The 12221-nt window shown below is 73.1% G+C and carries 9 protein-coding genes; 6 read left to right on the top strand and 3 right to left on the bottom strand.

Annotation, left to right across the window (positions count from 1 at the left end; translation table 11 throughout):
* The first annotated feature begins 31 nt into the window (after nt 1-31).
* Together BJZ21_RS00435 and BJZ21_RS00430 are read left to right on the top strand one after the other, a co-directional pair.
* Complete coding sequence (locus BJZ21_RS00435; protein WP_246298429.1) at nt 32-649, top strand: PadR family transcriptional regulator; 618 nt, start codon at nt 32-34, stop codon at nt 647-649.
* A gap of 18 nt (nt 650-667) precedes the next feature.
* The gene (locus tag BJZ21_RS00430) at nt 668-1753 is read left to right on the top strand and encodes an inositol-3-phosphate synthase (RefSeq protein WP_179661950.1); all 1086 of its coding nucleotides are present in this window, start codon (nt 668-670) and stop codon (nt 1751-1753) included.
* A 210-nt stretch (nt 1754-1963) separates the two neighbouring features.
* On the opposite strand, the gene BJZ21_RS00425 is transcribed toward BJZ21_RS00430, so the two are convergent.
* The 3 genes from BJZ21_RS00425 to BJZ21_RS00415 all read right to left on the bottom strand — a co-directional run bounded on the left by BJZ21_RS00425 (nt 1964) and on the right by BJZ21_RS00415 (nt 5185).
* A complete protein-coding gene (locus BJZ21_RS00425; RefSeq protein WP_179661949.1) occupies nt 1964-2950 on the bottom strand; it encodes a hypothetical protein in 987 nt (328 codons plus the stop codon).
* 210 nt (nt 2951-3160) lie between these two features.
* Nucleotides 3161-3664, bottom strand: coding sequence for an SRPBCC family protein (locus BJZ21_RS00420; RefSeq protein ID WP_218851209.1), 504 nt, complete (start codon nt 3662-3664; stop codon nt 3161-3163).
* Nucleotides 3665-3763: 99 nt separating this feature from the next.
* Nucleotides 3764-5185 carry a CCA tRNA nucleotidyltransferase gene (locus tag BJZ21_RS00415; RefSeq protein WP_218851588.1) on the bottom strand — a complete coding sequence of 474 codons (1422 nt, stop codon included), beginning with the start codon at nt 5183-5185 and terminating at the stop codon, nt 3764-3766.
* 156 nt (nt 5186-5341) lie between these two features.
* Between BJZ21_RS00415 and BJZ21_RS00410 the strand changes: the two genes are divergently transcribed.
* The 4 genes from BJZ21_RS00410 (at nt 5342) to sigM (ending at nt 12212) form a co-directional block, all read left to right on the top strand.
* The gene (locus tag BJZ21_RS00410) at nt 5342-7540 is read left to right on the top strand and encodes a DUF6049 family protein (protein ID WP_179661947.1); all 2199 of its coding nucleotides are present in this window, start codon (nt 5342-5344) and stop codon (nt 7538-7540) included.
* A 137-nt stretch (nt 7541-7677) separates the two neighbouring features.
* Nucleotides 7678-9354 (top strand): murein biosynthesis integral membrane protein MurJ, encoded by a 1677-nt coding sequence (gene murJ, locus BJZ21_RS00405; RefSeq protein ID WP_179661946.1) that lies wholly within the window; start codon nt 7678-7680, stop codon nt 9352-9354.
* Nucleotides 9355-9375: 21 nt separating this feature from the next.
* Nucleotides 9376-11469 carry a protein kinase family protein gene (locus tag BJZ21_RS00400; protein WP_179661945.1) on the top strand — a complete coding sequence of 698 codons (2094 nt, stop codon included), beginning with the start codon at nt 9376-9378 and terminating at the stop codon, nt 11467-11469.
* Nucleotides 11466-12212, top strand: coding sequence for an RNA polymerase sigma factor SigM (gene sigM, locus BJZ21_RS00395; protein WP_179661944.1), 747 nt, complete (start codon nt 11466-11468; stop codon nt 12210-12212). Before BJZ21_RS00400 ends, sigM begins: the two co-directional genes overlap by 4 nt.
* Nucleotides 12213-12221: the final 9 nt, after the last annotated feature.

The following is a 12221-nucleotide window of genomic DNA, read 5'->3' as shown; positions in this document are numbered from 1 at the left end:
GCATCTCGGATATATCGCTACGATAGGTCGCATGGCACGTCGTGCGGAGACCATCGAGCTGGCAGTCCTCGGGCTGCTGCACGAGGGACCCATGCACGGCTACGAGCTGCGCAAGCGGCTCAACCTGATGCTCGGCTGGGGTCGGGTGCTGTCGTACGGCTCGCTCTACCCCACGCTGAAGAAGATGCTGCGCAGCCACCTCATCGAGGAGGCCGCGGCGACCGTCACCCCGGTGACCCGCCGTCCGCGCATCGTCTACCAGGTGACCGACGCGGGTCACCTCGAGTTCGAGCGGCTGATGTCGGAGGTGGGTCCCACCGCCTGGGAGGACGACAACTTCGACATCCGGTTCGCGTTCTTCGGCCGCACCGACATGGAGATCCGGCTGCGCGTCCTCGAAGGACGCCGTACCCGCCTCCAGGAGCGGTTGGACCGGGTCCAGAACCAGCTGTCGATGACCCAGAAGGAAGTCGACCGGTACGCCGCGGAGCTGCAACGCCACGGGGTCGAGTCGGTCGAACGCGAGGTCCGCTGGCTCTCCGAGCTCATCCAGGCCGAGCGCAGCGGCGAGGAGCCGTCCGGGTTCTCGCAGGCACCCGCCCACGCCACTCCCCAGCAACCAGCCGGCCCCACGGCCGACCAGAAGTAGAAGAAGGAAGGAATCCCCATGGGTTCGGTACGAGTAGCAATCGTGGGAGTCGGCAACTGCGCCAGCTCCTTGGTCCAGGGCGTGCACTACTACAAGGACGCCGACCCGTCGGGCAACGTCCCGGGCCTCATGCACGTCGCCTTCGGCGAATACCACGTCTCCGACGTCACCTTCGTGGCCGCGTTCGACGTGGACGACAAGAAGGTCGGCAAGGACCTCTCCGAGGCCATCAACGCCTCCGAGAACAACACCATCAAGATCTGCGACGTGCCCACGCTCGGGCTCGAGGTGCAGCGCGGCCACACCCTCGACGGCCTCGGCAAGTACTACCGCGAGACCATCGAGGAGTCCGCGGCCGAGCCGGTCGACGTGGTCCAGGTGCTCAAGGACCGCGAGGTCGACGTCCTCGTCTCCTACCTGCCGGTGGGCTCGGAGGAGGCCGACAAGTTCTACGCCCAGTGCGCGATCGACGCCGGCGTGGCCTTCGTCAACGCGCTGCCGGTCTTCATCGCCTCCGACCCCGAGTGGGCCAAGAAGTTCGAGGACGCCGGCGTCCCGATCGTCGGTGACGACATCAAGTCCCAGGTCGGCGCCACCATCACCCACCGGGTGATGGCGAAGCTGTTCGAGGACCGCGGCGTGACGCTGGACCGCACCTACCAGCTCAACGTCGGCGGCAACATGGACTTCAAGAACATGCTCGAGCGCGAGCGCCTGGAGTCCAAGAAGGTCTCCAAGACCCAGGCCGTGACCTCCAACCTGCAGGGCGAGCTGTCGGGCAAGATCCACGACCGCAACGTCCACATCGGCCCGTCCGACTACGTCGCCTGGCTCGACGACCGCAAGTGGGCCTACGTCCGCCTCGAGGGCCGCGCCTTCGGCGACGTCCCGCTGAACCTCGAGTACAAGCTCGAGGTCTGGGACTCCCCGAACTCCGCGGGCATCATCATCGACGCGATCCGCGCCGCGAAGATCGCCAAGGACCGCGGCCTCGGCGGCCCGATCATCTCGGCGTCGTCGTACCTCATGAAGTCCCCGCCGGTGCAGCTGCCCGACGACGAGGGTCGCCGCCGCGTCGAGGCCTTCATCGCCGGCGAGGAGTGAGCGTCCGCTCCCGCTGACACCCGGCCGGGCCCCCGTCACCCCTAGGTGGCGGGGGCCTTCGCCGTACGGCGGGCGTGCGGTCTGTCCGTTCAATTGCTCGGAGATCCGGGCGCTACTGATCAGTAACCCCCCGACTTCCGAGCAATTGTTCCCGGAGCGCCGACGTTCGAGGCTGTCGATCGCCCAGACGGCTCTGGGGGCCGAACGAGGTCAGGCGGCAGCGTTCCCCTGCCGGCCAGGGAAGTGGATGCGCCACTCGTTGGACAGCCGGCCGATCCGGACGCCCAGCCGACGCAGCGCGAGTTCGATCTTGCGGATGGTCCGGCCGGGCTCGACGTAGATGCCGCGTGAGGTCACGGTGATGATCCGCCACTCCTCGTCCTGGACCAGCTCGCGACGGTCGATGTCGGACTCCCAGTTCGCCCGCACCTCGACGTGCGGGCGGCCGTCGTACTCGATCGCCTGGTGCACCGCGGGATAGGCCAGGTCGAACCTCACCAGCACCTCGCCGTCCCGGTTGCGCAGCTTGTGGTTGACCACCGGCTCGGGCAGCCCGGCCAGCACGATGAGCATGCGCAGGCGCGTCTCCATCGGGGAGTCCACCTCGTCGCGGACGTACGCCGCGGCGGCGCGCGCGGCCGGCGACCAGTAGTCGCGGCTCCGGGACAGGCCCTCACGGAACGCCGCCGCCTTCAGGTGGAAGACGCGCAGGATGGCATCGCCGGCCACCACGAGGTCGACCAGGGTCAGCATCGAGGCCAGCTCGATGAAGAGCCTCTGCGGCTTGGACACCGGGATGCCGTCCTGGAGCCGGAAGTCGGTGCCTGGCGGAGAGACGTGGCACTTGATCCCGGGTTGGAACCTGCGGTCCTTGGCCCTGGCCACGCTGATGTGCACCTCAGAGTGGTCGGGCACCGGTACGCGGCACAGCTGGGCCGCGGTCACATGGCTCGCGCGGGCACCCTTCGGGTGCAACAGCAGCGCCCCCTCGACCTTCTCGCGCCTGGTGGGGAGCACTTCCTCGGCGATGAAGACGTCGCGGAAGATCCGGCGGAAGCGCGAGCCGAGCTGGCTCGGGCGGATCCCCGCGCGGACGGCGTCCGCGCGGGTGAACGGCCGTTTCGTGTTCAGCCCGGTCCCGGCCTCGGCCCCGGCTTCGGTCCCGGTCCCGGGATCTGTGTCGTGCTCTTCTGCCACGTTTCCGACCTTGGCACGACGAGGCGTTCACCCGCGGCGGCTATCCACAGCCCTGCTCCGGTCGACCGTGACGGCCTTGGCGCCTCGTTCAATTGCTCGAACTTGGGGGGGGTTACCGGCCAGTAGGCCGGCTTGACTCCAAACAATTGAACGGAACATGGGCACCCGGGCAAACCGGGCCGGGGACAGCGGGCAGGTCAGGCGGGCAGGTCAGGCGGGGTCGGTACGCCGGGCCTCGGCCTCGGCCCGGATCCGGGCCAGGGTCTCGCGCATCCCCTCGCGCAGCTCGGCGGTGAAGACCTGCTGGCCGCCCAGGGCGAGGCGGGTCAGGCCGCGCGAGACGCCCGAGATGCCCTTCGGGGCCTCGCGACGCTCGGTCAGCCGGGTGCCGCCCTCGGCGGTCGGCTCGAGCGTGAACGACCACACCGTCCAGTTCTCCTTGATCCGGAACGCGAAGCGCCGGTGCGGCTCGCAGGCCACCACCATGGCCTGGGTCGGCCAGAAGAGCGGCCCGCGCCGGTTCAGGTTGTAGAAGCGGGTGCCCTGCTGCACGGGACGACCGCGCACGACCGTCCGGACCACCTGCGGACTCCAGGAGGACATCCGCGCCACGTCGGAGACCAGCGCCCACACGGTGGCGGGCGATGCGGCGATCTCGATCGATTCCTCGAGCAGCGGCTCGATCCGGTCGGTATCGGTGGTCTGCTGGGTCATGGCGCGCTCCCGGAGGTCTGGTGGTCGGTGCGCCGACGTTACTGACAGATGTTCAACAGTGCAGTGACCCCCGCCACGCCCAGACGCGCCGACCGCCGGTCAACCCCGGGCCGCCCACCACTCCCGCAGCGCGGCCTCGGCGTCCTCGGACGACATCGGGCCGCGGTCCATGCGCAGCTCGAGCAGGTGCTGGTAGGCCTCGCCGACCACGCGGCCCGGCGGGATCTCGAGGATCGCCATGATCTGGTTGCCGTCGAGGTCCGGCCGGAGCGAGGCCAGCTCCTCCTCCTCCGAGAGCCGGGCGATGCGGGCCTCGAGGTCGTCGTAGGTGCGGCGCAGCCGCTCGGCCTTGCGCCTGTTGCGGGTCGTGCAGTCGGCGCGGGTCAGCACGTGCAGCCGCTCGAGCTGGTCACCGGCGTCGCGGACGTAGCGCCGCACCGCGGAGTCGGTCCACTCGCCGGTGCCGTACCCGTGGAAGCGCAGGTGCAGCTCGACGAGCCCGCTGACCGCGTCGATCTGGTCGTTGGAGAAGCGCAGCGCCTTCATCCGCTTGCGAGTGATCTTGGCGCCGACCACGTCGTGGTGGTGGAAGGTGACCGTGCCGTCGCCGACGAACCGCCGGGTCCGCGGCTTGCCGACGTCATGCATGAGCGCGGCGAAGCGGGAGACGAAGTCGGGTCCGCCGCCGGGCAGCCGCGACTCGAGCTCGATCGACTGCTCCAGCACCGTCAGCGTGTGCTCGTAGACGTCCTTGTGCCGGTGGTGCTCGTCGCGCTCCAGCGCCAGCGCCGGCAGCTCGGGCAGCACGTGCCCGGCCAGCCCGGTCTCGACGAGCAGCCCCAGGCCCAGGCGGGGGTACGGCGCGCACACCAGCTTCACCAGCTCGTCGCGCACCCGTTCGGCGGAGATGATCGTGATCCGGTCCGCCATCGCGGTCATCGCCGAGACGACCGCGGGGTCGACGCTGAACCCGAGCTGCGCGGCGAACCGGGCCGCCCGCATCATCCGCAGCGGGTCGTCGGAGAAGGAGTCCTCCGGCCGCCCGGGCGTGCGCAGCACCCGGTGCGCCAGGTCCACCACCCCGTGGAAGGGGTCCTCGAAGGTCCGGTCGGGCACCGAGACCGCCATCGCGTTGACGGTGAAGTCGCGGCGCCCGAGGTCGCCGGCCAGCGTGTCGCCGAAGTCCACGTCGGGCTTGCGCGAGGAGGGGTCGTAGGTCTCCGAGCGGTACGTCGTGATCTCGACCTGCCAATCACCCCGGCGGCAGCCGATGGTGCCGAACGCACGACCGATGTCCCAGACCGCGTCCGCCCACCCCTTGAGCAGCCGCTCGGTCTGCTCGGGGCGCGCGGAGGTCGTGAAGTCCAGGTCGTTGTGCTGGCGGCCCAGCATCGCGTCGCGCACCGGCCCGCCGACCAGGTGCAGCTCGTGCCCGGCGCCGCGGAAGCGCCGGCCCAGCTCGTCGATGACCGGGGCGATCCGGTCCAGCTCCGCGGAGACCGAGCGCTGGACGTCGGTCAGCTGGAGCGGGGGGAGCGGGGCATCGGGCACGGCGCGCGAGTCTATAAGCCCCGGGACGCCGGACTCGACTCCGCGTCTCGCCCCCACCCCCGCCCCGAGCCGCCCGGCGCCGCGCCGACCCCGGGGCGCGGGAGCCCGACGGCTACAGTCAGGCCCGTGCCTCGTCCCACGTCGCTGCCGCCTGCCCTCGTGGCGGCGGTCGTGACCGTGCTGGCCGCGGTGCTGGCCGGCCTGGTCGCCGGCGTGGCGCCGCTGACCACCCCACCGGCCGCGGCGCGGACCGCGGCCGACGCGCCCCCGCTGTCGATCTCGCTGGACTCGATCTACCCCTCGACCATCCCGCGCAAGGGCCCGATCCGGGTCACCGGCTCGGTCACCAACGACGACGACGCCGCCTGGACTGCCGTACAGGTCTACGGGTTCATCGGGGGCGCCCAGCCGGGCTCGCTGACGCCGATGCGCTCCGCCGGCGAGCTGGTGGCGGCCGCCCGGACCGATCCGGCGGCGTACGTCGGGGACCGGATCACCAAGCCCGGCACCTACGCCACCCTGGACCGGATCGAGCCCGGCCAGAGCCAGCAGTTCGCGATCACGATCCCGCGCTCGCAGCTCCCGGTGACCGAGCCCGGCGTCTACTGGTTCGGCGTGCACGCCCTGGGCGCGGGACCCGACGGCCGTATCGAGGGCGCCGACGGCCGGGCGCGGACCTTCCTCCCCCTCGTCGTGGGCCACCGCAAGCCGCCGGTCGACACCGCCCTGGTGCTGCCGCTGCGCAAGGCGGTCTCCTACGCCCCCGACGGCAGCGTCCGGGGCCTGCGCAACTGGGAACGGACCCTCCAGCCGGGCGGCCGGCTGCGGTCGATGGTCGACTTCGGCGCGGCGGCCGGAGACCGGCCGGTGACCTGGCTGCTCGACCCCGGCCTGCCCGAGGTGGTGCGCTCGCTGACCGCGGGCAACCCCGCGCGGCTGGCGGTTCCGCCCCGGTCCGGCGACGAGGACGGCGGGGCGAGCTCGTCCGCGTCCCCCTCAGCGTCGGGCTCCCCCACCGACCCCCCGTCGGAGGAGGGCGCCGGCACCGGCTCCAGCACCGGGGCGAACTCCGAGCTGGCCGCGGTCGCGGACGCCGGCAATGCGTGGCTCGACCGGCTGCACGAGGCGCTGGACGGCAACCAGGTGCTGGCGCTGCCGTACGGCGACGTCGACGCGGCCGCCGCGTCCCGCTACGACCCGGAGCTGCTGCACGAGGCCCGCAAGCGCAGCGGCGACGTGCTGTCACCCTGGGGCATTCCGATGACGCCGGGGCTGGCCGCCCCCTCGGGGTTCCTGCCGAGCGACACCCTCACGGCCGCGCCGAAGCGCGCCACGGTGCTGCTCTCCGACCGGGAGCTCGGCGGTCCCTCCACGCCGACGGTGGCCGCGGTGGCCGGGCGCAAGGTCATCGCCGTCTCCCAGGGCGCCTCCTCGGGCGGCCCCGGACCGGGCCCCCGACGGGCCCCGATCGCGATGCGCCAGCGGATCCTCGCCGAGGCGGCGGTGCGCTTCCTCGACCCGGCCGCGAACCCCCTCGTCGTGCTGCTGCCCTCGGACTGGACCCCCAACGCGACCACGGACTTCTTCGACGGCCTCGACGTGCCCTGGCTGCGGCTGACCAGCGTCGCCGACATCTCCGCCCGCGCGGCCACGCCGGTGTCCGGCGACGGGCTGCGCTACTCCCGGCACCGGGAGGCGCGCGAGCTGAACGCGCCGGCGTTCACCGCCGCGGGGGGCCTGGTGCGCGCCGGCGCCACGCTGCAGGACGTGCTGGGCGACCAGGCCGCGGTGGCCGCCGCCGTCCGGGACCAGGCGATGACCTCGGTGTCCTTCGGTCACCGCGACCACCCGCACCGGACCCGGGCCACGCTGGAGGCCTCGCGGTCGTGGATCGAGGGGCAGCTGGGCTCGATCCGCATCGACGCTCCGCCCGCGGTCACCCTGTCCAGCACCAGCGGACGGTTCGCGGCCACGCTCAGCAACGGCCTGGACCGGGCGGTGACCGTGCACGTCCAGGCGCTCACCGGCCCGCGGGTGCACGTCGAGGGCCCGCGACAGATCCCGCTCGGGCCGGGAGGGAGCGCCACGGTGCTGCTGACCGCCTCGACGTCCGCGCCCGGCGTGCACAACATCACCCTGGTCGTGACCGACTCCGACGGGACCCCGCTCGGGGCCAGCGACCGGCTCCCGATCCGCTCCGCCCAGGTCAGCAGGGTGATCTGGCTGATCATCGGCACCGGGCTGGCCCTGCTGTTCCTCGCCATCGCGTTGCGGCTGGTCCGCCGGGTGCGCGCGGCCCGGGGCGCCCGGGGCGCCCGCTTGTGAGCCCCTCGTGAGCCCCTCGTGAGCCCCGTGTGAGCGCCTCGTGAGCCCGGCGTGAGCCCGATCCCGTCCCCCGCTCCGACCGCCGGCGTGACGCCGGCCCGGATCGCGAGCAGCCTGTTATCCATGAGGAGGAGCGCATGACGGCCTCGGAGAGCCAGAAGGTCCTGGGCTCGAGCGCGGTGATGGCCGCCGGGACGGTGGTCTCGCGGCTCAGCGGCTTCGCCCGCGCCTTCCTGATCACCGCCGCGCTCGGGCTGGGCCTGCACGCCGACCTGTTCACGATCGGCAACACGATCCCGAACATGCTCTACATCCTGCTCGCGGGCGGCGTCTTCAACGCGGTGCTGGTGCCCCAGCTGGTGCGGGCGATGAAGGTGGACCAGGACGGCGGCGAGGCCTACACGAACCGGATCATCACCCTGGCGGTGGTCTTCCTCGGCTCGGTCACCGTGCTGCTGGTGGTGGCCGCCCCCTGGGTGATGCAGCTCTACCTGAACTCCTGCTACGACAGCCCCGCGATGGCCGCCGAGCGGGACTCGGTGGTGGCGTTCGCCCGCTACTGCCTGCCGCAGGTCTTCTTCTACGGCATGTTCGTGCTGGTCGGCCAGGTGCTCAACGCCCGCGGCCGGTTCGGGCCGATGATGTGGGCGCCGATCGCCAACAACGTGATCTCGGTGGCGGTGCTCACGGCGTACCTCCTCGTCTACGGCAGGGCCAGCGCCGCCGAGCAGCACGGGGCCTTCACCGGCGGCCAGGAGGCGCTGCTGGGCATCGGCGCCACGCTGGGCATCGCCGTGCAGCTGCTGGTGCTGCTGCCCTACCTGCGCGCCGCGGGCGTGACCTGGCGGCCGCGGTTCGACTTCCGCGGCACCGGCCTCTCGCACACGCTCCGGCTGGGGCTGTGGACCGTGCTGTTCGTGGTGGTCAACCAGATCGCCTACACGGTCGTGGTGCGGCTGGCCTCGGGCGGCACCGGCTGCGGGAGCTCGAGCACCGGGACCGGCTACACCGTCTACTCCACGACGTTCCTGATCGTGATGGTGCCGCACTCGGTGATCACCGTGTCGCTGGCCACCGCGATCCTGCCGCGCCTGGCCGCGCGCGCCTCCGAGGGCGACCTGGCGGGCCTGGCCACCTCGCTGAGCGGCACCCTGCGCACCGCGCTGGCGGTGATCATCCCGTTCGCCGCGCTGATGCCGGTGATCGCCCGCGACGTCGCCAACACCGTCGCGTTCGCCGCGGCCCGCGAGCACTACGAGCTGTTCGTGCTGTCGCTGGCGCTCTTCGGCCCGGCGATCGCGCTGTTCACGGTCCACTACCTGATGCTGCGGGGCTTCTACGCGCTCGAGCAGACCCGGCGGGTGTTCTGGATCCAGTGCGCGGTCGCCGCGACCAACATCGTGGTGGCGCTGGTCCTCGTCGCGCGCACCGACCCCGCGCACACCTCGCCTGCGCTGGTGGTGGCCTACGCGTCGTCGTACGCCGTGGGCTCGGTGGTCTCCTACTCGGTGCTGCGCCGGGAGCTGGGCGGGCTGCGGACGCCCACCCTGGTCCGGTTCGGGGTGCGGATGGCGATCGCCGTCACGGCCTCCACCGCCGTGGCGTACGCCGTCCACCAGCTGCTCGGCTTCCTGGGCGAGGAGCCCACCAATCTGGTCGCCGCGCTGCGGGCCCTGCTGGTCACCGGCGCGGACGTCGTGGTCTTCCTGGTGCTCGCGCGGCTGCTGCACGTGCGTGAGGTGACCGAGGTCGTGGACACGGTGGCCGGACGCCTCCCGGGGATGCGGACCCGGGGGTCCTACGATGGCCACTGATCTGCCGTAGAGGGGAGCTGAGTGCCGAACTCGATCCGGCCCGGCGACGTCCTTGCCGACCGTTACCGCCTGGTCGACCTGCTCGTCGAGAGCGGGGCCGGCCGGTTCTGGCGAGCCCAGGACCGGGTGCTCGATCGACACGTCGCGGTGCACGTGCTGGCCGCCGACGACGAGCGCGCCGCCGGACTGCTGGAGGCGGCCCGGAGCTCGGCGACGGTCCAGGACCGCAGGCTGCTCCGGGTGCTCGACGCCGACCGGGTCGACGGGCTCTGCTACGTCGTCAACGAGTGGGGCTCGGGCCGGTCGCTGGACATCATGCTGGCCACCGACGGGCCGATGGCGCCCCGCCGGGCGGCCTGGCTGGTCTCGGAGGTCGCGGCGTCGGTCGCGGCCGGCCACGCCGCCGGCGTCGCGCACGGCCGGCTGGCCCCCGAGAACGTGCTGGTCGACAGCACCGGCTCGGTCCGCCTCATCGGCTACTGCGTCGACGCGGCGCTGCACGGCCTGCCCCCGGGGCGCCTCTCCGCCGACGTCACCGACCTCGGTGCGCTGCTCTACTTCGCGCTCACCGGCCGGTGGGCGGGCGTGTCCCCCTCGGCCGTCCCTCCGGCCCCCGACGAGCACGGCCGGGTGCTGCGCCCGCGGCAGGTCCGCGCCGGCATCCCACGAACCCTCGACCAGCTCTGCGACCAGCTGGTGAACCCCTACGCCGAGGTGTCGCCCCGCAACGGCTTCGACCTGGGCTCCGCGCGCGGTGTCACCGACTACCTGTGCGAGTTCGTGGGCGACGCGGCCGGGCTGGCCACCGACGAGGCCCGCCAGCAGGCCCGCCAGCAGCAGGCCCGCCAGCTCCAGGCGCAGCAGCAGGCGGCGTACGACGGGCGCACCGTGGTGCTCCCGGCGCTGCCCACCGGCACCACCACCGCGTTCCGCGCCCCCGTCGCCCGCACCGGGCCCACCACCGGGCCCACCACCGGGCCCACCACCGGGCCCACCACCGAGCCCACCACCGGGTCCCCCACCGAGCCCACGGACCGTGAGCACGACCAGGACCGGCCCGGGCCGCTCGTCAACGGGCACGGGACGACCCCGCCCCCCGTGGAGACCTCCGCGGACGAGCTCCCGGCCGTCTCCGAGGAGCCGGCGGACGCCGAGGACCGGGTCGCCACCGGGCCGCAGCCACGGACCGAGGCGCCGGACCAGGCCGCGGCCGAGCTGCCGACGCAGGCCGGGATGCCGGTCTTCGACGACGAGAACGACGACGTGTCGTGGTTGCGCGCCCGCAGCACCCCGCCGCCGCCCCCGCCGCCGTTCGAGGAGATCCCCGAGCGGCCGCTGTTCGCGCCGGAGCCCACCGACGGCCAGCCGGTGCGCAAGGCCCGGCCGAACGCGATCGCGAGCACCGACGGACGCGACTACTGGCCGTGGGACACCGGCACCGGCACCGGCGCGGGGACCGGCAGCGGCGTGATCCCGATCGCCGAGGAGGACGAGGAGGACGACGAGGTCCCCGGTCGCAGCTGGATGCGCCTGGCGGTGGTGCTCGGGGTCAGCCTGCTGCTGCTCGTGGCGGTCGTCGTCACCTTCAACCTCGGGCGCGGACGGACCCCGCTCGGCGCCGTACCGGCGGAGCACCAGAGCACCCCCTCCGCCACCCCCAGCGCCTCCGCGGAGCCGATCACCGGGCTGACGGCCACCGACCTGGACCCCCAGGGCGACCCGCCGGAGGAGAACCCCGACCTGGCCCCGCTCGCCGTGGACGGCGACCCGTCGACGGCGTGGCGCACCATGACCTACGACCAGAACCTGGGTCCCGGCGGGCTCAAGACCGGGGTCGGCCTGGTCGTCGATCTCGGCGCCGTGCACGACGTCGCCTCGGTCGACCTCACCTTCCTGGGCCAGCCGACCTCGGCCTCGCTCTTCGTCAGCGACCAGCAGCCCACGTCGGCGTCCACGATGAGCGCGGTCGCCAAGGTGCGTGCCTCCGACGGCCACACCCACCTCGTGCTCGACAAGCCGGCCCGCGGCCGGTACCTCACCGTGTGGCTGACCTCGCTCCCCCCGGTGGACGGGGGCTACCGCGGCGAGGTGGCCGAGGTCGCGGTCCGCGGATGACCCCGGGTCGCGTCCCGCCGGACGGTGAGCCCGGCGGCGAGCCCAGCAGCGAGCCCGGCGGTGAGCCCAACAGAGAGCCCAGCGACGCCGACCTGCTGCGGGCCCACGTGGCCGGCGACGCCGAGGCGTTCGGCGTACTGTTCACCCGGCACCGCGACCGGCTGTGGGCGGTGGCCCTGCGCACCATGGGCAACCCCGAGGACGCGGCCGACGGTCTCCAGGACGGCCTGGTCGCCGCCTACCGCCGGGCGGGCTCGTTCCGCGGGGAGGCGGCCGTGACCACGTGGCTGCACCGGGTCGTGGTCAACGCCTGCCTCGACCGGCTGCGCGCCGCGCGGTCCCGGCGCGCCGACCCGTTGCCCGACGACCTCGCCGAGTACGAGCGGCGCGGCGTGGTGGCGACCGGTCCCACACCCGGGGCCGAGGCCACCGACCCGGCCGAGGCCGTCGTGGCCGGCGACCGCCGGGGCGCGGTGCTGGCCGCGCTGGCCACGCTGCCCGCCGACCAGCGGGCGGCGCTGGTGCTGGTGGACATGGAGGGCTACCCCGTCAGCGAGGTGGCCGCGATCCTGGGGTGCGCGGTCGGCACCGTGAAGTCCCGCTGCTCACGAGGCCGGACCCGACTGGCCCGGCTCCTCGACCTCGAGGGGTACGCCGGTGACCGGGGACACGTCCCGTCGGGGAACCCCCCGCCCGGCTCGTCCGTCCGATCACCGGAGTCCCCGCGCGGGCCGCCGGCCTGAAGCCCGACC

Origin of the sequence: Nocardioides panaciterrulae, assembly GCF_013409645.1 — a bacterium.
Classification (GTDB): Bacteria; Actinomycetota; Actinomycetes; order Propionibacteriales; family Nocardioidaceae; genus Nocardioides; species Nocardioides panaciterrulae.
This window is presented reverse-complemented; position numbering and strand designations above follow the sequence as displayed.

Bases quoted from the DNA above. Each gene is read 5' to 3' on its own strand.
- BJZ21_RS00435 (WP_246298429.1), top strand. From the start codon at position 32: ATGGCACGTCGTGCGGAGACCATCGAGCTGGCAGTCCTCGGGCTGCTG.
- BJZ21_RS00430 (WP_179661950.1), top strand. From the start codon at position 668: ATGGGTTCGGTACGAGTAGCAATCGTGGGAGTCGGCAACTGCGCCAGC.
- BJZ21_RS00420 (WP_218851209.1), bottom strand. From the start codon at position 3,664: ATGACCCAGCAGACCACCGATACCGACCGGATCGAGCCGCTGCTCGAG.
- murJ (WP_179661946.1), top strand. From the start codon at position 7,678: ATGACGGCCTCGGAGAGCCAGAAGGTCCTGGGCTCGAGCGCGGTGATG.
- sigM (WP_179661944.1), top strand. From the start codon at position 11,466: ATGACCCCGGGTCGCGTCCCGCCGGACGGTGAGCCCGGCGGCGAGCCC.